At 55.7% G+C, this 22,556-nt stretch carries 20 protein-coding genes and 1 other RNA gene; 8 read left to right on the forward strand and 13 right to left on the reverse strand.

Annotation, left to right across the window (positions count from 1 at the left end; all coding sequences use genetic code 11):
- Nucleotides 1-2 precede the first annotated feature (2 nt).
- From diaA to C5687_RS11300, 3 genes are read right to left on the reverse strand one after another with little or no spacing between them, the layout of a single operon-like run.
- On the reverse strand, nucleotides 3-593 hold the full coding sequence (gene diaA / locus C5687_RS11290; protein WP_003861754.1) for a DnaA initiator-associating protein DiaA: 591 nt from the start codon (nucleotides 591-593) through the stop codon (nucleotides 3-5).
- 21 nt (nucleotides 594-614) lie between these two features.
- Nucleotides 615-1,010 (reverse strand): YraN family protein, encoded by a 396-nt coding sequence (locus tag C5687_RS11295; RefSeq protein ID WP_025756731.1) that lies wholly within the window; start codon nucleotides 1,008-1,010, stop codon nucleotides 615-617.
- Nucleotides 968-3,127, reverse strand: coding sequence for a penicillin-binding protein activator (locus C5687_RS11300; protein WP_104556956.1), 2,160 nt, complete (start codon nucleotides 3,125-3,127; stop codon nucleotides 968-970). Before C5687_RS11300 ends, C5687_RS11295 begins: the two co-directional genes overlap by 43 nt.
- 60 nt (nucleotides 3,128-3,187) lie before the next feature.
- Between C5687_RS11300 and rsmI the strand changes: the two genes are divergently transcribed.
- Nucleotides 3,188-4,051 carry a 16S rRNA (cytidine(1402)-2'-O)-methyltransferase gene (gene rsmI, locus C5687_RS11310; protein WP_045284768.1) on the forward strand — a complete coding sequence of 288 codons (864 nt, stop codon included), beginning with the start codon at nucleotides 3,188-3,190 and terminating at the stop codon, nucleotides 4,049-4,051.
- Nucleotides 4,052-4,103: 52 nt separating this feature from the next.
- On the opposite strand, the gene C5687_RS11315 is transcribed toward rsmI, so the two are convergent.
- From C5687_RS11315 to kbaZ, 9 genes are all read right to left on the reverse strand, one after another.
- The gene (locus tag C5687_RS11315) at nucleotides 4,104-5,993 is read right to left on the reverse strand and encodes an alpha-galactosidase (RefSeq protein WP_059385433.1); all 1,890 of its coding nucleotides are present in this window, start codon (nucleotides 5,991-5,993) and stop codon (nucleotides 4,104-4,106) included.
- A gap of 20 nt (nucleotides 5,994-6,013) precedes the next feature.
- Complete coding sequence (gene kbaY, locus C5687_RS11320; protein WP_104556957.1) at nucleotides 6,014-6,886, reverse strand: tagatose-bisphosphate aldolase subunit KbaY; 873 nt, start codon at nucleotides 6,884-6,886, stop codon at nucleotides 6,014-6,016.
- Between the two features lie 12 nt (nucleotides 6,887-6,898).
- On the reverse strand, nucleotides 6,899-8,047 hold the full coding sequence (locus C5687_RS11325; RefSeq protein ID WP_104556958.1) for an SIS domain-containing protein: 1,149 nt from the start codon (nucleotides 8,045-8,047) through the stop codon (nucleotides 6,899-6,901).
- A gap of 246 nt (nucleotides 8,048-8,293) precedes the next feature.
- A complete protein-coding gene (nagA, locus tag C5687_RS11330) occupies nucleotides 8,294-9,427 on the reverse strand; it encodes an N-acetylglucosamine-6-phosphate deacetylase (RefSeq protein WP_104556959.1) in 1,134 nt (377 codons plus the stop codon).
- Nucleotides 9,424-9,858 carry a PTS galactosamine/N-acetylgalactosamine transporter subunit IIA gene (gene agaF, locus C5687_RS11335; protein WP_059385420.1) on the reverse strand — a complete coding sequence of 145 codons (435 nt, stop codon included), beginning with the start codon at nucleotides 9,856-9,858 and terminating at the stop codon, nucleotides 9,424-9,426. Before agaF ends, nagA begins: the two co-directional genes overlap by 4 nt.
- Nucleotides 9,859-9,874: 16 nt before the next feature.
- Nucleotides 9,875-10,753 (reverse strand): PTS N-acetylgalactosamine transporter subunit IID, encoded by an 879-nt coding sequence (gene agaE, locus C5687_RS11340; RefSeq protein ID WP_059385421.1) that lies wholly within the window; start codon nucleotides 10,751-10,753, stop codon nucleotides 9,875-9,877.
- The gene (gene agaW, locus C5687_RS11345; RefSeq protein WP_059385422.1) at nucleotides 10,743-11,522 is read right to left on the reverse strand and encodes a PTS N-acetylgalactosamine transporter subunit IIC; all 780 of its coding nucleotides are present in this window, start codon (nucleotides 11,520-11,522) and stop codon (nucleotides 10,743-10,745) included. The genes agaE and agaW overlap by 11 nt, the downstream gene beginning before the upstream one ends.
- A gap of 10 nt (nucleotides 11,523-11,532) precedes the next feature.
- Nucleotides 11,533-12,006, reverse strand: coding sequence for a PTS N-acetylgalactosamine transporter subunit IIB (gene agaV, locus C5687_RS11350; RefSeq protein ID WP_094918730.1), 474 nt, complete (start codon nucleotides 12,004-12,006; stop codon nucleotides 11,533-11,535).
- Nucleotides 12,007-12,024: 18 nt separating this feature from the next.
- Nucleotides 12,025-13,332, reverse strand: a complete 1,308-nt coding sequence (gene kbaZ / locus C5687_RS11355) for a tagatose-bisphosphate aldolase subunit KbaZ (RefSeq protein ID WP_104556975.1) — start codon at nucleotides 13,330-13,332, stop codon at nucleotides 12,025-12,027.
- Nucleotides 13,333-13,571: 239 nt separating this feature from the next.
- Between kbaZ and C5687_RS11365 the strand changes: the two genes are divergently transcribed.
- Nucleotides 13,572-14,375: a DeoR family transcriptional regulator gene (locus C5687_RS11365; RefSeq protein WP_059385424.1), complete on the forward strand. Its 804-nt coding sequence runs from the start codon at nucleotides 13,572-13,574 to the stop codon at nucleotides 14,373-14,375.
- A gap of 46 nt (nucleotides 14,376-14,421) precedes the next feature.
- Here C5687_RS11365 and garD read toward each other — a convergent pair whose 3' ends face one another.
- Nucleotides 14,422-15,993: a galactarate dehydratase gene (gene garD, locus C5687_RS11370; RefSeq protein WP_104556960.1), complete on the reverse strand. Its 1,572-nt coding sequence runs from the start codon at nucleotides 15,991-15,993 to the stop codon at nucleotides 14,422-14,424.
- A gap of 374 nt (nucleotides 15,994-16,367) precedes the next feature.
- Between garD and garL the strand changes: the two genes are divergently transcribed.
- From garL to tdcC, 6 genes are all read left to right on the forward strand, one after another.
- On the forward strand, nucleotides 16,368-17,138 hold the full coding sequence (garL, locus tag C5687_RS11375) for a 2-dehydro-3-deoxyglucarate aldolase (protein WP_104556961.1): 771 nt from the start codon (nucleotides 16,368-16,370) through the stop codon (nucleotides 17,136-17,138).
- 20 nt (nucleotides 17,139-17,158) lie between these two features.
- On the forward strand, nucleotides 17,159-18,049 hold the full coding sequence (garR, locus tag C5687_RS11380; protein WP_104556962.1) for a 2-hydroxy-3-oxopropionate reductase: 891 nt from the start codon (nucleotides 17,159-17,161) through the stop codon (nucleotides 18,047-18,049).
- A 59-nt stretch (nucleotides 18,050-18,108) separates the two neighbouring features.
- Nucleotides 18,109-18,485: RNase P RNA component class A (gene rnpB, locus C5687_RS11385), an RNA gene on the forward strand.
- A 686-nt stretch (nucleotides 18,486-19,171) separates the two neighbouring features.
- Entirely contained in the window at nucleotides 19,172-20,092 is a 921-nt protein-coding gene (tdcA, locus tag C5687_RS11390; RefSeq protein ID WP_014885345.1) for a transcriptional regulator TdcA, read from the forward strand.
- Between the two features lie 115 nt (nucleotides 20,093-20,207).
- The gene (tdcB, locus tag C5687_RS11395) at nucleotides 20,208-21,197 is read left to right on the forward strand and encodes a bifunctional threonine ammonia-lyase/L-serine ammonia-lyase TdcB (RefSeq protein WP_047959859.1); all 990 of its coding nucleotides are present in this window, start codon (nucleotides 20,208-20,210) and stop codon (nucleotides 21,195-21,197) included.
- A 9-nt stretch (nucleotides 21,198-21,206) separates the two neighbouring features.
- Nucleotides 21,207-22,538, forward strand: a complete 1,332-nt coding sequence (gene tdcC, locus C5687_RS11400) for a threonine/serine transporter TdcC (RefSeq protein WP_104556963.1) — start codon at nucleotides 21,207-21,209, stop codon at nucleotides 22,536-22,538.
- The last annotated feature ends 18 nt before the right edge of the window (nucleotides 22,539-22,556 follow it).

Genomic DNA, 22,556 nt, shown 5'->3' on the forward strand with positions numbered 1-22,556 from the left:
CCTTAATCATCCTGGTGAGGGAAAAGCGTGTTATCGATCAAATCACATAAGCAGTTCACCGTGAGCATATGCATCTCCTGAATGCGTGCGCTCCGGTGAGACGGAATGCGGATTTCCACATCCTGCGGCCCCAGCAGACCCGCCAGCTCCCCCCCGTCATAGCCGGTTAAGGCCACAATAGTCATGTCGCGGGTGACGGCGGCTTCAACGGCTTTAACAATATCCCGGCTATTGCCGCGCGTGGAAATGGCCAGCAGCACATCTCCGGCATGACCCAGAGCGCGCACCTGCTTTGCGTAAATTTCGTCATGCAGACGATCGTTAGCAATCGCTGTTAAGACCACATTATCGGTATTAAGTGCAATGGCAGGTAAACTGGGGCGTTCTGTTTCAAAACGATTGATCATGCTGGCAGCAAAATGCTGTGCGTTGGCGGCGGAAGTCCCATTGCCACAACAGAGGATTTTGTTGCCGTTAAGCAGGGATTGCACCAGCGTCATTGCGGCACGAGAGATAGCATCCGGAAGGGCTTCCGCCGCGGCAATCTGAGTCTGGATGCTTTCTGTGAAGCACACTTTAATTCTTTCGAGCACGTTATCCCTTTTAAATCTTAATTATGCGTCTTCGCCAAAAGCGTTTTTAAGCCATTCGATCTCATTTCCGGTGAAGGCTATCACATCGAACCGGCAATCCACAGTATCAAAACTCCCATTATGGCGGGCAAGCCACAAGTGGGCAGTCTGTAATAATTTATGTTGTTTGGCGAGCGTCACGCTGGCGGCAGCACCGCCAAAACGGGAGGACTGTCGAAAGCGGACTTCGACAAACACAATCACCTGACCCTCTTTCATGATCAGATCGATTTCGCCGCCACGTCCGCGAACGTTAGCTGCGATAAAGCGCAGTCCTTTGCCTTCAAGCCAGCGACGCGCCTTTAATTCCCATGCGTCGCCGGTCTCTTTACGGCTTAACTGGCCGGGACGATTTGCCCCTGCTGGTATTTGAGCCATGATAACTTCCTGTTGATCACGCAGTCCTGAGTCGCGGTCAGATCGCCGGTGTTGCCGTTAAGCTCAAAGCCCGGCACCTGACGCATCTGGGTAAAGTGGTTCGCCAGCGCCCAGGCATCGACACCCATCGCATACAGACGCGCCAGCGAGTAATCGTTACGCACCGCGCCCAGCGCCTGCTGCATCAGCGCCGGGTTGCTGCCAGCCAGCATCGGGATTTCGCTGTACTGCAGACCGTCCATCTCCAGGCGGAAATCCGGACCTGCGGTGCCCTGCGCGCTGCGGGAGCTGGCATAGAGCGTTGCGCCACTCTGGCTGCCGTTACGCATCGCGATCATCGGTTTGATAAAGGCGATCTCCTGTGGCGTGGCAACGATATAGGCTGCATCCACTTTACCGCCGCCGCTAATCTGCGCGTCAGTTGGTGGGGCAGGGATCGTCAGACCGCCAATGGTCACCCCCTGCTGCTGCGGCAGGCTCGCGGTGACCGGGCTACCGTTAAGCGCAATGCCTGCCCCGCCGTTTACGCCCGCGCGCAGTTCAGAGACGGAACCGAATTTCTGCTGCAGCACCACGCCACCACCCAGCTTCTGCCACTCATCGGCAAAAGCATTGGCCACGCGATCGCCCAGCGTGCTGCGTGGGATGAGCAGCAGTGGAGCCTGTTTGCCCTGCTCGTGAATATGACGCGCCGCGTCGCGGGCTTCATCTTCCGGTGAGAGCGCGAAGTAGCAGATATTGGCCCGGTTCTGCACCTGCTCAGGCTGGTTGAGCGCCAGCACGTTCAGCGTGGTGTTGCTCTTCATCAGCTCTTCCACGTTATTTTTCAGCAGCGGGCCGACAACGATGCTGGCACCGTCCTGTTGAACCTGCGCCAGAACCTGATCAAGCGGTTGCGAGCTGGTGTCATAGATTTTCAGCTCAGCGCCAGGGTTAGCGCTGGCGGTTGCCACGGCCTGCGGCTGAGCGGCAGGTTGAGCGGTGGGCTGAGTGGTCTGCGACTGAGGCTGTTCCGCTGTCGCGGGCGCCGTGGTCGGCGCGGCTTGTGTCTCTGCCGGCGCCTGAGCCGGCGTGGCTGGCTCTGGCGTCGCGGCTGGAGGCGTTGTCGGGGCCGTCACCGGGTTTTGCATCGTGCCCTGCGCCGGGGTTTGCGCTGTGGTCAGGTCGCTGGTCTCCGCGGCGGAAGGGCTGACAACGTCGCTCACGTTCGCCGCCTGTGCGGCCTGGGCGGGCACTGCGCTGCCGGTCACGGGCGTGGTACCGTTCTTCGCCGCTTCAAAGCCCTGCTGAATGGTACGGCCAAATACCGCCGCCTGGCCGTTTAACGGCAGAAGCAGGGCGATTTTGCTGGTGGAGGCAGGCTTAAAGTTCTGCACGTTAACCAACTGAGTGGGCAGCATTTTCGCGCCCGGGTTCTGCGGGTAGCGTGTCTGCCAGTCGGTAATACCGGCTTTCAGCATTTTTGGATCGCTGCGGTTGTTAAACCACATCTGCTGCAGATCCAGCCAGCCCTGCAGCACGTTTTCATCCGCGTTGATGACCAGCGCCTGAGCCTGTTCCTGGGTCATCGAGGCAAGCGCCTGCCAGGTGGCATCGATATTTTTCTGCTTATCCGCACCGCCAAGCAGCGGCTCCTGGGCAATCAGCGCTCGCAGCAGCGTCAGGGAAGGGCGTCCCTGTTCAGCGGTAATGCCCGTCTGCCAGAAACGGGCCTGCTGATTTTTATCCAGCGCGCTCACGTCGATGTCGCCGAGGATCTTCTTCGCGGCGGCGTAATCTTTCAGTGCGACATTCAGCTCGGCGGAGAGCAGGCTCTGCTCACGGCGCTGGGTGTCGTTAAGATCTTTCGGCAACTGGTTGAACAGCTCGGCGGCCTGCTGGGTTTTCCCCTCTTTCAGCAGTGCACGAATGGCGAGTAATTGCCAGTTGATCCTGGTATCATTTGAACTCTGCGACATTTGTTGCAGATAAAAGCCAGAATCAGCCTGAGCAGACCCCTGAAGATGGGCTGTGCTCTGGTCAGGTGCCTGAGTGCCACAGCCTGCAAAGATCAGGGCTGCCAGCAGAAGCGGCACGCTGCGCGTGGCTTTTTTTCGAAGAAACGTTAACGGTACCATACTGTATCCAGTGATTTTTTACGCAATGCTCAATATTAAAACGGCAATACGGACGAAACAATGAAACAACACGAAACGGCAGATAATTCTCAAGGCCAGCTTTATATTGTACCTACTCCTATCGGGAATTTATCTGATATTACCCAACGTGCGCTGACCGTATTGCAAACTGTTGATTTAATTGCCGCTGAAGATACCCGACACACCGGTTTACTGCTTCAACATTTCGCCATTAACGCCCGTCTGTTTGCCCTGCACGATCACAATGAGCAACAAAAAGCCGAAACGCTGGTGGCGAAGCTGAAGGAAGGGCAGAACATTGCCCTCGTCTCCGACGCCGGTACGCCGCTGATTAACGACCCTGGCTATCACCTGGTGCGTACCTGTCGTGAAGCCGGTATTCGCGTTGTGCCGCTGCCGGGGCCGTGCGCTGCCATTGCTGCGCTGAGCGCCGCGGGTCTGCCGTCCGACCGTTTCTGCTATGAAGGCTTTCTTCCTGCCAAATCCAAAGGCCGGCGTGACGTGCTGAAGGATCTGGAAGCGGAACCGCGTACCCTGATTTTTTACGAATCTACGCATCGCCTGCTGGAGAGCCTGGAAGACATGGTGACCGTCTGGGGCGAAGGTCGCTACGTGGTGCTGGCGCGCGAGCTGACCAAAACTTGGGAGACCATTCACGGCGCGCCGGTGGGCGAACTGCTGGCATGGGTGAAGGAAGATGAGAACCGCCGCAAGGGTGAGATGGTGCTTATTGTCGAAGGGCACAAAGCGCAAGAAGACGCGCTGCCTGCCGACGCGCTGCGCACGCTGGCGCTGCTGCAGGCAGAACTGCCGCTTAAGAAAGCGGCGGCACTGGCGGCGGAGATCCACGGCGTGAAGAAAAATGCGCTCTATAAGTATGCGCTGGAGCAGCAGGGGGAGTAATCCCCTGCGAATTTTTTTGCCGGGTGACGGCTGCGCCTTACCCGGCCTACGGTTAGTTAACAGGCATCGCCTCAAACACCAGCGTTTCCAGCGGTTTCAGGGTAATCACCACCGCGTTTTTATACCCCTCCGGTACGCTATCGTTACTGCCGTACACCGCTTTCAAATTGAAGTGCGTCGTGCCGTCTGTCGGGATCTCAAAGTCTCTTGCCAGATCCAGATAGTAGCTTTGTGGTTTATCCGACGGGTTACGCAAGCCGATAATCGCTTTGTCCTTGCTCCAGGATGCCCAGCCGTAAACCTGCAATGCCGTCGGGTCACCGCCAATCCAGTGGGTATCCACCAGCACGCTGGCATTCTCCCGGGACCACTTCGCGGCCTGCGCCAGGACATCCCACTTCGACTTGTTGAGCATGGATGGGGTGATATACAGCTCCTGCAACTGGGTTCCGGTGGCGAAGTAGCTCCAGACCTGGTCGGCAAAATCGCTGTCCGTTTGCACCTTCTCCAGACCGTAATACGCGTTCTCCGCGCTGACGATCCCGTGGTACATCAGGGAGTTCAGCGGGAACAGCGGACCTTTACGCACAATGGAGCGATATGTTTCCGCATCGCGGTAGGTCATCCACTGCTGCACCGGCGTGCCGGGGCCGTACAGGTTGATATCATCCCCCTGGCGCCAGATGGAATCGGCGTAGAACAACCAGGATGGGCTGGCGTTGGTACCGGTCGTCAGGTTAATAAACAGATTCGGATTGGCGCTGCGCATGTTATGCAGCAGAGCGATAGAGGCGTCAAAATCCGAGGCGAACGGGCTGCCCTTAATATGCGAATTGGCATTGCCCATCCCGTCGAGCTTGAACGAGGTAATATGCTCGTTTTTAATAAGCTTAACGATCTGCTCATTAAAGTTTTTAAAGTAGTTCGGGCCTGACAGCGCCAGCTTCCCGTCTACCGTTTCGAAACCGTACTCTTTTGCATGCGAGACGCGCGTATCGCGCGGTTTGTTATATCCACCCCACGGCGAGAGCCACAGGCCGACGGAGCTGTGCAGGCTGTCAGCTTTCTCCCGTACCTTGCCAAAACCCTTGCTGAAAGCCGGGCCAAACAGCCAGCGCCCGGTCAGGTCATCCCAGCCATCGTCAAGCAGGAATGCATCCAGCGCCACGCCGCGCCCGGTGATAAATTCCTTATTCCATTCATCCATCCGCCCCAGCACGTCCTGTTCGGAGTACGGTGTAAAGAAGCCGATATCCATCCAGCTGTTGTAGTGTAAATAAGGCTTATACGGACGCGGACGGACGGCATCGATAAACTGGTTAACGCTACGGCGTAGCTGGCTGGTCTCCGGGAAGGTACCAAAGTACGTGGTGTAGCTGACCGGCGTTGCGGGCTGAATAGGTGTTTTCAGCTCCACGTTGAGGTTGGTCGTCGCTTCATAGGCGTAAGTATTAACGATGGGTTTATCCGGCAGAATAAAGAACGTGTCTGCGACGATCGGCGAGCTGTTAATTGCCCCGTCTACGTAAGGGGCCTGAGCCTGCTTTTTGGTCGGGAAGAAGGTGATTTTCGCCACGTCCCGGGGCTGACCAACGGCGGCGATGGTGTAGTCGATGCTGGCGTATTTGCCCTTCACCAGGTTCAGCTTCACTGTCACGTTAAATTCCGGATGGGTGAAATCAACGACAATCCCGCTGTCCTGCTTTTCGACATGCTTGATTTTAAAATCCGCGGTGTGGATTTTAGTCTCGTCCGGCAGCGTCAGAAAGAACAGCTCCTGCGGCGTGAGCGGATGGTTAGCTTTACTGTCTTTAACCACTACCGTTGAGTTTGCATCATCAAATGACAGAGCAATATTGTCGTTACTGAGCGTGTAGTTCGCGGCCACTGCGCTATGGGAAACGCACAGGGCCAGCACTGAGAGTGCGAGGATTTTTTTCATCAGCGTAAGCTCCATTTTAATCAGGCTTCTGCCGGAAGCAGCAATCGATTTGCCGAGCCGCAAACGGTGATTTTGCTTCTGACCACCTCTTTCATGGCGTCCATACCGACCCGCATATAGAAGCGCGGATCGTTACCCTGTGGGTTTTCAGCAAACCAGGCCTTCACCGCGTCAGAGAAGGCGATTTTCAGTTCGGTAGCCACGTTGACTTTGCACACGCCCAGCGCGATGGTGCGGCGAACATCTTCATCCGGCGCATCGCTCGCGCCGTGCAGCACCAGCGGCACGGCGACCACGTCGCGGATCTCGGCCAGCCGCTGGAAGTCGATTTTCGGGCGTTTGGTATACAGGCCGTGTGCGGTACCGATGGCGACGGCGAGGCTATCGACGCCGGTCAGTTCGACAAAGCGTTTCGCTTCCTGAGGGTCGGTGAGAAACGCGCTTTCGGCGTCGACGCTCATGTCATCTTCCACGCCGCCCAGTCGGCCCAGCTCGGCCTCGACGCTACAATCGTTGAGGTGGCAAAAATCGACCACCGACTTCACCAGCTTCACGTTTTGTTCGAACGGATAGTGGCTGCCGTCGATCATCGCGCTACGCACGCCAGCGTTGACCTTGCGACGAATATCGTCGAGAGATTCGTGGTGATCGAGATGCAGCGCCAGCGGCATGTCGTAGGTTAGCGAGTAGGCGCTGCACAGGGCGTAGATCTCTTCCAGCGCAATGTGCTTAAACGTGCCCGGCGTGCCCGCGAGGATCACCGGCGATCGCATTTCGCTACACACTTCGAGGATCGCCTGGATCGTCTCTGCGTTGTGAATGTTGAACGCTGGTACCGCGTAGCCTTTTACCTGTGCGTCCTGCAGAAGATATTTCGTTGAGATAATACTCATAGTGCGATCCTCTTAAGCCTGCCACGGATGAATAACAACGCCCTGTACCACACGGTTGACCGTGCCGCTGGCAGATGGCGTATCGGGCGTATTGCCCACGCTGAGGGATTGGGATAGCGCAAAGACCTGGGCGTACATCAGGAAGCAGAACGCCTGTTCCATATCGATAAACGGGCGGGAAGGCGGCAGCAGGATGTGCGGACCCGATTCGATAACCGGATCATTTTCTGCGGCGATGGCGACGACGCGCAGAGCCTGACCTTCGCGGCGCAGTTCAGCCAGCAGATCGAGATCGTACTGACGCGTATACGGATGGCTGGAGACAAACACCACCACCAGCGTTTCGCTATCCACCAATGATTTAGGCCCGTGACGGAAGCCCGTTGGGGACTCGTAGAACGCCGCCAGCTTGCCTGCCGTCAGCTCCAGCACCTTTAGTGCCGATTCACGCGCCGCGCCCTGCAGGCCACCGCTTCCCAGGTAGACAATCCTTTTCCACGGTTCGTTGCCAAAGACGCCGTGGCGGAAATCACCGAGTGAGGAGAGGATCGCCTGACAGCGATCGGCCACGTCGCGGAAGGTGCGGCTTCCGATCGTTTCCGGGGCGAATATCGCCAGGCAGCTCGCCATCATGGTGGTAATACTGCTGGTCATCGCGAAGCCGCGATCGTGCGTTTCAGCAGGCATCAGCAGGGCATAGGCGTTATCGCTGTCGACGGCGTTCTGATACAGGCTGCCCGCCTCGTTACAGGTGATCGACAGGTGGTAGCACTCCGGCACGAACTGATTGGCCAACTCTACCGCAGCCACGCTTTCCGGGCTGTTACCGGAACGGGCAAACGAAACCAGCAGCAGCGGATGTGCCGGGCTGAAGTAATCCATCGGATTCGTGACCAGATCGGTGGTCGGTACGGCGGAGATGTTTTTCCCGGTATGGCTCGCAAGCCATGGCGCAATGATATCGCCAATAAACGCGGACGTGCCCGCGCCGGTCAGCACGATCCGCAGATCGCGCTTGCGCAGCAGCGGCGTCAGGAAACCGTCAATTGAGGAACGCAGATTATCGATGTTGTTGAGCGAGCGGATCCAGCTGGCAGGCTGCTGGCGGATCTCTTCTTCGGTCCAGGTGCCGGTGGTGGTGGCGGGGGTGATTTGTGGCATAACTCAGTCCTTAGTCGTGTGAATTCCACATCAGACGCTGGCAAACGTGTGGCCATCTTTCGTTTCGTTTCACTTGTTCACTTCAGCAGTTAAATAAAATCTATAGAAAAGAAACTGAAAGTTCAATGAAAGAAAAGAAATAAAACGAAAAGTGTGATCGTGAAATGAAAGGGCAAATTTAAAGAAAGGAAAAGAAAGGCCTTACGGTTTCAGGCCGTAAAGCCAAAAGGAGACACAATGAAAGGGCTAAAGGGGGAGAGCCTGGCCCTGAATCCAGATCTGTTGAAGGTGTAAACCACCGTCCAGAGCAATAATATTGGCGCTTTTTCCCGGCGTTAAGGATCCGAGCTGACGATCGATGCCCAGCAGGCGGGCAGGGTGCAGCGAGGCCATCTGAATAGTGTCTTCAGCGGTGACGCCCGCGTGTTCCACCATATTCCTGACTGCCGCATCCAGCGACAGCGTGCTGCCCGCCAGTCCGCCAGAGGCGGTTCGAACCACGCCGTTTTGCATCGTGACCTCTTCGCCGCAGAGTGTATACCGCCCATCCGGCATACCTGCCGCCTGCATGGCATCGGTAATCAGTACCACCCTCTCTTTTGCACAGCAGCTGCATAAGCGCAGGGCTCCTGGATGAACATGGTGCCCGTCGGCGATAAGCTCCAGCCACGCCCGTTTATCCGTCAGCCCGGCGCCAACCATGCCGGGCCCCCTGTGATGCAGCCCCGTCATACCGTTATAGCAGTGCACCAGCCCGTCGGCACCCGCATCAAACGCGGCGAGAGTTTGCTGGTACGTGGCAGCGCTGTGGCCCAGCATCACGCGTATACCTCGCTGTTTAAGGTGATGGATCGCCTGCAGCGCGCCGGGCTTCTCCGGCGCGAGCGCCACCACTCGTAGCGTGCTCAGTGAAACGTCAATCAGCCTGTTCAGCTCGGCGATATCCAACTCCCTGAACAGTTCAGGCGGATGCGCCCCTTTGTTCTGAGGCGTAAAGTACGGACCTTCCAGATAACTGCCCAGGATCTGAGCGCCGGATCCTCCGGACTGACTACGCCGGGCGATACGCATCAGCGCGGCGTGGATGGCCTCCAGTGGCGCGGTGACGGTGGTGGGCAGAAATGCACCCACACCTTCGCGTGCTTTATGCATCGCCAGAGTGTCCAGCACGTCAGGCGCATCATCCATGACGTCCACGCCCGCACCGCCGTGGACGTGGGTATCGATATACGCCGGGCAGAGCAGCTCCGCATCGCGCGTCGTAACGCCCGTGGGGATGGGCTCAATCGCCGCGATAACGCCGTTCTCGAGACGAAGCTGGTGGTCATCCAGCCAGCCCTTTTCGGTCAGCACCCGTCGCGCACGCAGCAGCTGGCTCATATCCCTTCCTCTGCGGGCGCTTCCTCGCGGCAGCGGCCAAGCTCATCCACCAGGCTCGTCAGGCCGCGGTGTCCACACTCCAGCGCCTGCAGACGAAACGCTTCGCTGGTTAATCCGTCGCGCTCCAGCACCATCTCCAGCAGGAGCTGCAGGTTGGTGCCAGTGATGACTTCGCTGCCTGGTCTTTGCATCGCGAGCGTTGAGGCCACGCGAAACGGCGTGCCGCCCAGCAAATCAGTAAGAAACACAATATCGTGCCGGGGGTCGAGTTCGCTCACCGCCTGCTCAAGCTGAGCGGTCAGCCGCGCCGTAGTGGATGTTTCAGGAAAATCGATGGCGATAAACTGTGGCTGCTCGCCGAGGATCTGCTTCATCGCCTGCTCAAGCCCGCTGGCAAAACCGCCGTGACCCGTCAAAATAATGCCTAACATCGCAACCTCTTTGCTTTTACAGGAAGTGACAGAATTTACCTACAACGCCCAATACCACGGTGATACCAATCAGCCGCAGCGGGCTCCAGCCCCGGCGTACCAGCCAGAACATGGTCAGGGTGTAGACCAGCGGCAGAAACGCGGGCATCAGCTTGTCGATAACGTCGGCCTGCAGCTTGACAACCGCATCCCCGGCTTTGATTTCGAGCGTGGTGTTGAGGCGGACATAGGTTGCTACCAGCGCGCCGATCACCGTCATCCCGACGATGGAGGCCGCATGGCCGACCTTTTTGGTGTTGGCCTTGATCAGCGGAATGGCCGCAACGCCCATCCGGTAAGCGTAGTGCGCCAGACCAAAACGCAGGCCGAGGTGCACAACGTTAAACAGCACGATAAAGACCACCGCACCCAGAATTGATCCCTGCAGCGCCAGGCTGGCACCAATACCGCCGCAGATGGGCAGAAGGGTAAGCCAGAACATGGCGTCACCGATGCCGCCGAGCGGCGCACCGACGGCAATCTTGGTGCTCTGGATGCTATTCACATCCTGTTTGGAGCGCTCCATCGCCAGAATAATGCCGATTACAAAGGTCACGAGGAATGGGTGGGTATTAAAGAAGCCCATATGGCCTTTCATTGCCCTCGCCAGGTCCCGCTTGTTGGTGTGGATCTTTTTCAGCGCTGGCAGCAATCCGTACAGCCAGCCGGAGGCCTGCATACGTTCATAGTTGAACGAGGCCTGCAGCAGCATTGAACGCCAGGCGACGCGGTTAATATCCTTTTTCGTCAGTTCGGCACCGATGCTTTGGTCTTCGTAGACGTTTTCGTTGATGCCGGTCAGCAGGGTCTCTTCAGTTTCAGACACGCCCGGTATCGTTGTTTGATTAGATGCCATCTTCGAATTCCTCTTTCTGGGCCGTTTGAGCCGTCGGTTCAGGTGATTTACGCATCAGGTCGATCAGCGCCATGGCCAGCGCGGCGGCCGCAATCGCCAGGACCGGAAGCTTGAGCCAGGCTGCAGCCACGAAGCCGATAATGAAGTAGGGGATGTAGACGTTTTTCATCATGATCTTCAGCAGCACGGCGAAGCCGATAGCTGGCATGATGCCGCCCGCGACGCCGAGGCCGTCAATCAGACGCGCCGGCAGAACATCAATGGCTGTTTTCGCGTGCTCTGCACCGAAATAGATGGGCAGAAACGCGCACAAGAAATAGAAGATGCCGAGCGCCAGCAGGGCCAGGTAGTTAACCCGTTCAATGCCGTTGGTATCAGCATTGGCCGCCATGCGATCGCAGCGGGACATCACGCCGGACATCACCGAGAAGAGGAACGTAATCCCCATCTGTACCGCGACAGCAAACGGCACGGCGACGCCAACGGCAACTTCCGGCTTCACACCTGTGCTGATGGCGAATGCGGTACCCACAATAGTGCCGATAATCACGTTAGGCGGCTGTGCGCCCGCGAGCGGCGCCAGGCCCATCCAGACCAGCTCTAACGTCCCGCCGGTCAAAATCCCGGTGTGCAGATCGCCAAGAATCAGGCCAACCAGCGGCCCGAGAACGACCGGGCGGTGCATGTGCGTTAACCCGTTAAACATATCCAGACCCGCGATAAAGGCGAGAAGCCCCAGCGCGAATGCCTGCAACAGACTGATTTCCATTGTGAATCCCTCAGAGTAGTTTAAAGAGATCCAAAGCAGTTTCTGTCGGAACGCCCTGAACAAAGCATTCCACCCCGGCCGTTTTCAGGCCGTTGAACGCGGCGATATCGTTCGCGTCGACGGAGACCGTTTTGGCAATTTGTTGTTTGCCACTGGCGTAGTGCATGTTTCCTACGTTGATACGGGTGATGGGCACGCCGCCCTCGACCAGTTGCAGAAAATCGGCGGGAGATTTACAGACCAGCAGGATTTTCTGACGGTCCGCGGCGCGATGAATGTTGTCGATCACTTTTTGTAATGACCAGAAACGCACGGCAATCCCTTCCGCGAGCACCATTTCCATCAGGTTCTGTTGAACAGGATCCTCAGCCACCTCATCGTTGGCGACCAGAACCAGATTTGCCCCCGCAAACCCTACCCACTGCACGCCCACCTGACCGTGGATCAGGCGTTCATCAATGCGGCATAAGACAATGTTTGGCATAGTGCTTTCCTCTTTTTATTATGCGTTTTGCGTCGTTACGCCTTCGCAGGCGGCGTGGTATTGCTGGAGTATGTCCTGAATGTGGTCGAGGATGAGTTCCCGAGGCGTCGACTTGAGAGCGCCCTCGCGAACTTTGCTGTACTGCAGCGGCAGGTACTGGCTGATGAGTGGCAATGGAATGGGTTCGTTTGCCAGGTTACGTACCAGCCGCGCGAAGGCTTCGTCAATCTGGCTGTCCGGCCAGTAATAACGTACGCGGTCAGAGTAGCTGTAACCGCGCGCCAGGCGACGCGCGTTAGCGTCACCGCGGTAATGGCTTTGCCAGTACTCCGGTCGTTCGAGCATCACGTTTTCCAGCACGTGGCGCAGGCCAGAACTGGCTTTCGCTGGCAGAAGTTCCTCTTCGATGGCGGCCAGTGAGAAGAGGGCTTCGCGCAGGGCAAAGGTCAGTGCCGGACCGACTTTTAAGATGGCGAAATGATCATTTACTAGCTGGCGCAGTGCCTGCGGCGTCTGGTAGTCAGTGGAGTGCGCTTCAAAAATCAGCGTATCGTAGGCTTCCACCATTTCGCTCAGGGCAATGGCTTTTTCCGGCCGGTAGTCGCAGACGTGTGCGTGGTCGAACTCCACACCGGGCTGTACCACCAGGCCAATAATGCGCGGCCAGATGTCACCTAACCCTTCCTTTTCGAACGCGTGACGATGCGCTTCCAGCGTCGCGCGCGCCGCGTCTGGTGTGGTGACCTCAAGCTCGGTGAGCGTGTCGTGTGCGCCACCCGGCACCGGAACCTCCGTGCCGATAACGTAGACCAGATCGGATTCACCAAACTGTTCCCGGCAGGTCGCTTCGGCAATTTTTGCCAGACGCGCTGCGCGTTCGGCGACGATCGTGTCGGTCAGGAGAACCGGATCGTCCTCACAGGACATGCTGCAGTCGAGGTGGATCTTTTTGAACCCGGCAGAGACATAGCTTTTGATCAGATCGTCGGCATTTGCCATTGCCCTAACCGCTGGCAGGTGTTGCCAGCGGTTAGGGCCAAGGTGATCGCCGCCGAGGATCAGCTGTGACGTCGGGAAACCGAGCGACTCGGCCAGCTGGCAGACAAATCCGTGAAAATCAGCGGGCGTCATGCCGGTGTAGCCGCCAAACTGATCGACCTGGTTAGAGGTAGCCTCAATCAGCAGCGGCGTCTGCTGTGAATGGGCGTAACGAATTGCAGCTTCCAGTACCAGCGGATGTGCGGAGCAGACGGCATAAATTCCGTTTGTCTTCCCCCGTTTATGCTGCGCCACCATTTCTGTCAGATGTTTCACTTTCCTCTCCATGTCGGATGGTAATGATACCTGTCTTTCGTTTTGTTTCATTTAATCCTGCAACACGGTGATATAAAAATAAAACGAAAGATAATGGTTTTCCGATCTGTTTCACAAAAGAAACATAATGAAAGGTTTCAGCGCGATGCCAGCTTGCGTATCGTCACCATGCAGGGCTTGCATTCCCGTAAAGGAAAGGCCTTAATAGACAAAACGAAATGAAACGAAAGAATATTGATTAAGGAGCTCGTATGAGCAGCACCGATTCATCCGCAGAAAAGCGCATCACCGGCACCAGTGAAAGGCGAGAGCAGATCATTCAGCGGTTGCGGGCGCAGGGAAGCGTGCAGGTTAACGATCTGTCTCATCTGTACGGCGTATCGACGGTGACGATCCGCAATGACCTCGCCTTTCTTGAGAAGCAGGGCATTGCCGTTCGCGCCTACGGTGGGGCATTGATTTGCGAAGGCAACATGCCGGGCGCTGAGCCTTCCGTAGAGGATAAAAGCTCGCTGAATACGGCGGTAAAGCGCAGTATCGCGCAGGCCGCTGCCGCGCTGGTCAAACCCGGGCACCGTATTATTCTGGACTCCGGCACCACGACGTTTGAAATCGCCCGTATGCTGCGTCAGCACTCGGACGTGATTGCGATGACTAACGGCATGAACGTGGCAAATGCGCTGTTGGAAGCGGAAGGGGTTGAACTGCTGATGACCGGCGGGCATTTGCGTCGTCAGTCGCAATCCTTCTACGGTGACCAGGCAGAACAGTCGCTACAGAATTACCATTTTGATCTGCTGTTCCTGGGCGTTGACGCTATCGATCTCGACCGCGGCGTAAGTACGCACAACGAAGACGAAGCCCGTCTGAACCGTAAAATGTGCGAGGTGGCGGAGCGTATTATCGTTGTCACTGACTCCAGCAAGTTTAACCGCTCAAGTCTGCATAAAATCATTGATACGCAAAGGATTGATATGATTATTGTCGATGAAGGTATTCCGCCGGAGAGTCTGGAAGGATTACGGAAAAGCGGGATTGAGGTGGTGCTGGTTTAAGGTTTTTACCCTCTCCCCTATGTGGAGAGGGTAGGGTGAGGGGAAATCACGTCACCGGCGCCGGGTTAAACACCGCCAGCTGGTTATGCAGCCCCCATTGATCCGAGAATGTTTTCTTCCGTCCGCTCGCCACGTCCAGAATGAAGTGGAACAGTTTCCAGCCTACCTCTTCAATGCTCTCTTCTCCGGTGGCGATGGTGCCCGCGTTGATATCCATTAAGTCATACCAGCGGTTTGCCAGCTCGGTGCGCGTCGCCATTTTTATTACCGGCACTGCCATCAGGCCGTACGGCGTACCGCGCCCGGTGGTGAAGACCTGTACCGTAATGCCGGAAGCAACCTGCTGGGTACCACAGACGAAATCGCTGGCGGGCGTTGCCGCGTAGATCAGGCCGCGCTTCGTCGGGCGCTGGCCGGGAGAAAGCACCTCCGCAATCGCGCTCTGACCGGATTTGGCAATCGAGCCAAGGGCTTTTTCCACCACGTTTGCCAGACCGCCTTTTTTGTTGCCGGGAGAGGGATTGGCGCTGCGGTCGGTTTTGCCCATATCGAGATAGTTATCGTACCAGGCCATCTCCTCAAGCAGGCGTTTGCCCACCTCTTCATTGACGGCGCGCGGCGTAAGCAGATGAATGGCGTCACGGACTTCGGTCACCTCGGAGAACATCACCGTGGCACCGCAGCGAACAAGCAGATCGGACGCATACCCCACCGCCGGGTTGGCCGTCACGCCGGAGAATGCATCGCTGCCGCCGCACTGGGTGCCCACCACCAGTTCCGATGCCGGGCATGTTTCGCGCTGGCGTTGGTTGAGTTTGTCCAGATGGCGCTCTGCGACCTGCAGAATGTCGTCAATCATTGAGCGGAAACCGACGTGGCGTTCGTCCTGCAGGCGCACAATGCTGGCCTCATCGGCCGGGATGGCTTTGACATCTTCCGTGCCCTGCAGCAGGCGCTCGGGCTGGAGCTTTTCACATCCCAGGCCGATCACCATCACCTCGCCGCCAAAGTTCGGGTTGAGGGCGATATTGTGGATGGTCCGGATGGGCACGACGGCTGCCGGGGCGTTAATTGCCACGCCGCAGCCGTAAAGGTGGTTCAGGCCGACCACGCCGTCCACGTTCGGGTATTTCGGCAGCAGATCGCGTTCGATAATTTTCACCACGTAATCCACTACGCCCGCCACGCAGTGTACGCTGGTGGTAATGCCGAGCAGGTTTTTGGTGCCGACGCTGCCGTCCGTATTGCGATAGCCTTCGAAGGTATAGCCTTCCAGCGGGGGAAGCGGCTCCGGCACGCGGGTTGCCAGGGGCAGCGTATTCAGCGGCGGGGCTTCCGGTAGCTCAACCAGCGACTCTTCAACCCAGCTACCCCTGGCAATGAAGCGCACGGCATAGCCGATGACTTCACCGTAACGCACGATTTCGCTGTTAGCAGGAATATCCACCAGGGCGACTTTATGCCCCTGCGGAATATGCTCAATCAGTTCCAGTCCGTCCGGGAAGCGGGTTCCTGCTTTTAAGCCATTGTCGTTGACAATAATCGCCACATTATCGGTGTCGTGCACTTTTATATAGAACGCCGTCGGCGATGTGTGTCGAATTTCAATGTCGGCCATTGTTCACTATTCTCCGGCAAAGTGTCTGATAATAAATTCAGCCAGTTTTCTAATGGTAGAAATTAATACGCGGCTTTCAGAAATAAAGCATGTCAGCAGATGACATATGAAAATGTGATCCCGATCGCTCCCGAACCAGTAATGCCTGATTCTGTGCATCAGCGCCCAGTGCTTTGTGCATATGCTCAAAATATTATCAAAATGCAACGTAATGCTTGAGCATTAAAACAATGTGTGGTCATGAATAGCGTCTTATACTGAATGACGATTTTATTACGCCAAACCAGGTCAGAATAATAAATATCATCCTGTCGCTGTGTCTGAATAAATAAAATGATATTGAACAAGGCTGCGGAATTAAAAAGGTAAACGCGATGAATAACGATATCTTCCCGAATAAGTTTAAAGCGGCCCTTGCGGCGCACCAGATTCAGATTGGCTGCTGGTCCGCGCTGGCAAACCCAATCAGCACGGAAGTGCTGGGACTGGCCGGGTTCGACTGGCTGGTGCTGGACGGCGAACATGCGCCGAATGATATCAGCACCTTTATTCCGCAACTGATGGCGCTGAAAGGCAGCCCGAGCGCCCCGGTAGTGCGTGTACCCACCAATGAGCCGGTGATCGTTAAGCGTCTGCTGGATATAGGTTTCTACAACTTCCTGATCCCGTTTGTGGAAACGGCAGAGCAGGCAGCGCTGGCTGTGGCCTCCACGCGCTATCCCCCGGAAGGGATCCGCGGCGTTTCCGTTTCGCACCGCGCCAACATGTTTGGCACCGTCCCGGACTACTTCGTGCGGTCCAACAGCAACATCACCATCCTTGTCCAGATCGAGAGCCAGCAGGGTGTTGATAACGTCGATGCGATTGCCGCCACCCACGGCGTGGACGGTATCTTCGTCGGCCCAAGCGATTTGGCGGCCGCGCTCGGACACCTGGGCAATGCCGGTCATCCGGACGTACAACGTGCCATACAGCACATCTTTGCCCGCGCCAGCGCGCACGGCAAACCCAGCGGCATTCTGGCACCGGTTGAGGCGGATGCACGCCGCTATCTGGAGTGGGGAGCCACGTTTGTTGCCGTCGGCAGCGACCTCGGCGTATTCCGCTCGGCCACGCAGAAATTAGCGGACGCTTTTAAAAAATAACCATCATTGAGGAAAAAACTATGACGCTGAAAGTGGGTTTTATTGGCCTGGGGATCATGGGTAAACCAATGAGTAAGAACCTCATCAAAGCAGGTTACTCACTGGTGGTATCCGATCACAATACGCAGGCCGTGGCTGAGCTCATGGCGGCTGGCGCAGAAACGGCCACCACCGCCAAAGCCATTGCTGAGCAGTGCGATGTCATCATCACCATGCTGCCAAACTCACCGCATGTCAAAGAGGTCGCGCTGGGTGAGAACGGTATTATCGACGGTGCGAAGCCGGGCCTGGTGCTGATCGATATGAGCTCTATCGCGCCGCTGGCAAGCCGTGAAATCAGCGAGGCGTTAAAAGCAAAGGGCGTTGATATGCTGGACGCGCCGGTCAGCGGCGGTGAACCAAAAGCGATCGACGGCACGCTGTCGGTCATGGTTGGCGGTGAGAAAGCCGTTTTCGACAAATACTACGACCTGATGAAAGCGATGGCGGGATCTGTGGTGCATACGGGGGAAATTGGCGCGGGCAACGTGACCAAGCTGGCGAACCAGGTAATTGTGGCGCTGAACATTGCCGCCATGTCGGAAGCGCTGACGCTGGCAACCAAAGCGGGCGTCAACCCGGGCCTGGTCTATCAGGCTATTCGCGGTGGGCTGGCGGGCAGTACCGTGCTGGATGCCAAAGCGCCGATGGTGATGGACCGAAATTTCAAACCTGGCTTCCGTATCGATCTGCACATTAAAGACCTGGCCAACGCGCTGGATACTTCTCACGGCGTGGGAGCCCAGCTGCCGTTGACGGCGGCGGTCATGGAAATGATGCAGGCGCTGCGCGCGGATGGCCTGGGCACGGCCGACCACAGCGCGCTTGCGTGCTATTACGAAAAGCTGGCGAAGGTGGAAGTCGCCCGTTAATCGCGTCTTGCCCACACCTGAGGGTGACAGCGGCGCGCAAACCCTCTATACTGCGCGCCGAAGCTGACCAGACAGTCGCCGCTTCGTCGTCGTCCCCTTCGGGGGAGACGGGCGGAGGGGAGGAAAGTCCGGGCTCCATAGGGCAGGGTGCCAGGTAACGCCTGGGGGGGAAACCCACGACCAGTGCAACAGAGAGCAAACCGCCGATGGCCCGCGCAAGCGGGATCAGGTAAGGGTGAAAGGGTGCGGTAAGAGCGCACCGCGCGGCTGGTAACAGTCCGTGGCACGGTAAACTCCACCCGGAGCAAGGCCAAATAGGGGTTCACATGGTACGGCCCGTACTGAACCCGGGTAGGCTGCTTGAGCCAGTGAGCGATTGCTGGCCTAGATGAATGACTGTCCACGACAGAACCCGGCTTATCGGTCAGTTTCACTTCTTAGAAAACCCCGCTTCGGCGGGGTTTTTACTTTCCGGGTGTGTAGGTAGGGTAAGTGCAGCGCCACCCGGCAACCGTACAAACGACATCAATTCTCATATTTGCGACATTAAGCACATTTCACTGTTTTTGCCCCGTCAGTGTTCATCCCGCTTCTGTAGACGATCGTCATCACAAAATTTCACGCTAAAAAGTGGTCATTTTTTGGTATTGATAGTTTGTTATGATTGTTACCTTAATGATCTCGATTTTTTTCTCGTTTGATATAAACATATTGAAATTAAAAACATTCACTCCATGAATGTGTGACGTATTCCACTCTTTAACGCCAGTCTGCCCAATCACGCCTGAAAATTTTTAGAAATTAAAAGAATGTTTCAAAAGAGTAGTGGTTATTTATTGTCCTTTAATTGCCTGAAAGATCGTCTTTATTGATTTTTTTAATGCAGGAAAATTTATCCGTGTTATCGCCATAAAATAAATTTATTACCACGGTTTTTATTGATCAATATCAGCGTAATGGCGTGTTGTGATGTCGCTATGCTATTGATAATAAAGTATTTTAATGGGTTTTCATCCTGTCTGGTTTGGGTGCGAAAAGGTAAATTGTGAGTAACAGCACATACCCCCTGAAACATTATTGAGTAGAATCCACCCCGTCATAGGGAAATAAGCGCAGAATATTATGAACACTATTATTCTACCGAAAACACAGCACCTCGTGGTATTTCAGGAAGTCATTAAAAGTGGCTCCATAGGTTCTGCAGCAAGACAGCTGGGGCTGACGCAACCCGCCGTCAGCAAAATTATCAGCGATATTGAGTCCTACTTTGGCGTCGAAGTGATGGTGCGTAAAAACACGGGCGTAAAACTCACTGCCGCGGGCCAGGTTCTGCTCTCGTACTCAGAGTCGATCACTCGTGAGATGAAAAACATGGTGAGCGAAATCAACAGCCTGAGTTTCAGCACCGTCATGGACGTCTCCTTTGGCTATCCGTCGCTGATTGGTTTTACCTTCCTGTCTGAAATGATCAAAAAATTCAAGGAAGTGTTCCCGAAAGCGCGTGTCTCCATGTATGAAGCGCAGTTGTCATCTTTCCTGCCGGCCATTCGCGACGGTCGGCTGGATTTTGCCATCGGTACGCTGAGCGATGAAATGTTGCTGCAGGATCTGCACGTCGAGCCGCTGTTTGAATCCGAGTTTGTGCTGGTAGCCAGCAAATCACGAACGTGCACCGGCCCGACGACACTGGCATCACTCACCCACGAGCAGTGGGTGATGCCGCAAACCGACATGGGCTACTACAAAGAACTCCTGACCACCCTGCAAGACAACCACATCAGCATTGAAAATATCGTCCAGACCGATTCCGTCGTCACCATTTATAACCTTGTGTTGAATGCCGATTATCTGACGGTCATTCCCCGTGACATGATTGCCCCGTTCGGTTCCGACCAATTTATTGTCCTGCCAGTGGAAGATGAATTACCCGTGGCGCGTTATGCCGCCGTATGGTCAAAAAATTACAGAATAAAAAAATCGGCGTCAGTATTAGTCGAACTGGCAAAACAATATGCGTCACTCACTGGCGAAAGACGACGATGATATATTAACTCCCGGATAAGTATTAAACCTTTTTAAAACACCCAGAGCTTATTTTAGCCGTGCTCTGATACCCTGACTTTGCCTGAAAAGAATGAATTATTATAACGAGGATATTATGCATATTACCTACGATCTCCCGGTAACGATTGAAGATATTCAGGATGCCAGAAAACGACTGGCAGGAAAAATATATAAAACCGGCATGCCGCGCTCAAATTACCTCAGCGAACGTTGTAAGGGTGAAATATTCCTTAAGTTTGAGAATATGCAGCGTACCGGCTCCTTTAAAATTCGCGGTGCGTTCAACAAATTAAGCTCGCTGACCGATGCGGAAAGACGCAAAGGCGTGGTTGCCTGTTCCGCGGGAAACCACGCGCAGGGGGTGTCTCTCTCCTGTGCCATGCTGGGCATTGACGGCAAAGTGGTGATGCCGATGGGCGCGCCAAAGTCTAAAGTCGCCGCGACGCGCGACTACTCGGCGGAGGTAGTGCTGCACGGGGAGAACTTCAATGACACCATCGCCAAAGTCAGCGAAATCGTCGAGATGGAAGGGCGTATTTTTATCCCGCCTTACGATGACGCCAAAGTGATCGCCGGACAGGGCACCATCGGGCTGGAAATTCTCGAAGACTTGTACGATGTGGATAACGTCATTGTGCCAATTGGCGGTGGCGGCTTAATTGCCGGGATCGCGACGGCGATTAAATCCATCAACCCCACCATCAATATTATCGGCGTGCAGTCAGAAAATGTTCACGGCATGGCGGCATCGTATCAGGCCGGAGAAATTATGAATCATCGCGTCACCGGTACATTAGCCGACGGTTGCGATGTCTCTCGCCCGGGTAAATTAACGTTCGAAATTGTTCGTGAATTGGTCGATGACATCGTACTGGTCAGTGAAGAGAACATTCGCGACAGCATGATTGCACTTATTCAGCGAAATAAAGTGGTGACCGAAGGTGCCGGCGCGCTGGCCTGTGCCGCGTTATTAAGCGGCAAGCTAGACCACTATATTCAGGGGCGTAAAACCGTCTGCATTATTTCCGGCGGCAATATTGACCTCTCCCGTGTTTCCCAAATTACCGGCTTCGTTGACGCATAAAGGTGACCTATGAGCAACACAGAAAGCATTATCGTTGGCCAGACAAAAACGTCCTCCTGGCGTAAGTCTGATACCACCTGGACGCTTGGCCTGTTCGGAACCGCCATTGGCGCAGGCGTGCTGTTCTTCCCCATTCGCGCAGGCTTTGGTGGCTTGATCCCTATCCTGCTGATGCTGGTTCTCGCCTTCCCGATCGCGTTTTACTGCCACCGTGCGCTGGTGCGTCTGTGCCTGTCCGGCAGCAACGTCTCCGGCAACATCACCGAAACGGTGGAAGAGCATTTTGGTAAAACCGGTGGGGTGGTCATTACCTTCCTCTACTTCTTCGCCATTTGCCCGCTGCTGTGGATTTACGGCGTTACCATTACCAACACCTTTATGACCTTCTGGGAAAACCAGCTCCAGCTGCCCGCGCTGAACCGCGGCGTGGTGGCGCTGTTCCTGCTGCTGCTTATGGCCTTTGTGATCTGGTTCGGCAAAGACCTGATGGTGAAGGTAATGAGCTTCCTGGTGTTCCCGTTTATCGCCAGTCTGGTGCTGATTTCCCTGTCGCTGATCCCTTACTGGAACTCGGCGGTTATCGACCAGGTCAACCTGAGCGATATCGCCTTCACCGGCCATGATGGCATTCTGGTGACGGTGTGGCTGGGCATCTCCATCATGGTCTTCTCCTTTAACTTCTCGCCGATTGTCTCCTCGTTTGTGGTCTCCAAGCGTGAAGAGTATGAGCCGGCGTTCGGGAAAGAATTTACCGAGCAGAAATGTTCCAAAATTATCGGTCGCGCCAGCCTGCTGATGGTCGCCGTGGTGATGTTCTTCGCCTTTAGCTGCCTGTTTACGCTCTCTCCGCAGAACATGGCGGATGCCAAAGCGCAGAACATTCCGGTGCTCTCATACCTGGCGAACCACTTTGCCTCGATGTCGGGAACCAAATCGACGTTCGCGACGGTACTGGAATACGGGGCTTCCATCATCGCGCTGGTCGCTATCTTCAAATCCTTCTTTGGTCACTACCTGGGCACGCTGGAAGGGCTGAACGGTCTGATCCTGAAGTTCGGTTATAAGGGCGACAAGAAGAAGGTCTCTGTGGGCAAGCTGAACACCATCAGCATGGTGTTCATCATGGGATCCACCTGGGTTGTTGCATACGCCAACCCGAACATTCTTGACCTTATCGAAGCGATGGGGGCGCCGATCATCGCCTCTCTGCTGTGCCTGCTGCCGATGTATGCCATCCGCAAAGCGCCAGCCATGGCGAAGTATAAAGGCAGACCGGAGAATATCTTCGTCACGGTTGTGGGCCTGCTGACCATTCTGAATATCGTTTACAAACTGTTCTAACCAAAGCTCAGGAAGAGC

It is taken from the genome of Enterobacter sichuanensis, assembly GCF_002939185.1.
Lineage (GTDB): Bacteria > Pseudomonadota > Gammaproteobacteria > Enterobacterales > Enterobacteriaceae > Enterobacter > Enterobacter sichuanensis.

Coding starts and splice junctions, on each gene's coding strand:
- C5687_RS11325 (WP_104556958.1), bottom strand. CDS start 8,047: ATGCCACAAATCACCCCCGCCACCACCACCGGCACCTGGACCGAAGAA.
- kbaZ (WP_104556975.1), bottom strand. CDS start 13,332: ATGGAGAGGAAAGTGAAACATCTGACAGAAATGGTGGCGCAGCATAAA.
- C5687_RS11365 (WP_059385424.1), top strand. CDS start 13,572: ATGAGCAGCACCGATTCATCCGCAGAAAAGCGCATCACCGGCACCAGT.
- C5687_RS11295 (WP_025756731.1), bottom strand. CDS start 1,010: ATGGCTCAAATACCAGCAGGGGCAAATCGTCCCGGCCAGTTAAGCCGT.
- garD (WP_104556960.1), bottom strand. CDS start 15,993: ATGGCCGACATTGAAATTCGACACACATCGCCGACGGCGTTCTATATA.
- garL (WP_104556961.1), top strand. CDS start 16,368: ATGAATAACGATATCTTCCCGAATAAGTTTAAAGCGGCCCTTGCGGCG.
- tdcA (WP_014885345.1), top strand. CDS start 19,172: ATGAACACTATTATTCTACCGAAAACACAGCACCTCGTGGTATTTCAG.
- C5687_RS11300 (WP_104556956.1), bottom strand. CDS start 3,127: ATGGTACCGTTAACGTTTCTTCGAAAAAAAGCCACGCGCAGCGTGCCG.
- rsmI (WP_045284768.1), top strand. CDS start 3,188: ATGAAACAACACGAAACGGCAGATAATTCTCAAGGCCAGCTTTATATT.
- agaE (WP_059385421.1), bottom strand. CDS start 10,753: ATGGCATCTAATCAAACAACGATACCGGGCGTGTCTGAAACTGAAGAG.
- agaF (WP_059385420.1), bottom strand. CDS start 9,858: ATGTTAGGCATTATTTTGACGGGTCACGGCGGTTTTGCCAGCGGGCTT.
- tdcC (WP_104556963.1), top strand. CDS start 21,207: ATGAGCAACACAGAAAGCATTATCGTTGGCCAGACAAAAACGTCCTCC.
- C5687_RS11315 (WP_059385433.1), bottom strand. CDS start 5,993: ATGAAAAAAATCCTCGCACTCTCAGTGCTGGCCCTGTGCGTTTCCCAT.
- garR (WP_104556962.1), top strand. CDS start 17,159: ATGACGCTGAAAGTGGGTTTTATTGGCCTGGGGATCATGGGTAAACCA.
- agaV (WP_094918730.1), bottom strand. CDS start 12,006: ATGCCAAACATTGTCTTATGCCGCATTGATGAACGCCTGATCCACGGT.
- kbaY (WP_104556957.1), bottom strand. CDS start 6,886: ATGAGTATTATCTCAACGAAATATCTTCTGCAGGACGCACAGGTAAAA.
- tdcB (WP_047959859.1), top strand. CDS start 20,208: ATGCATATTACCTACGATCTCCCGGTAACGATTGAAGATATTCAGGAT.
- agaW (WP_059385422.1), bottom strand. CDS start 11,522: ATGGAAATCAGTCTGTTGCAGGCATTCGCGCTGGGGCTTCTCGCCTTT.
- nagA (WP_104556959.1), bottom strand. CDS start 9,427: ATGAGCCAGCTGCTGCGTGCGCGACGGGTGCTGACCGAAAAGGGCTGG.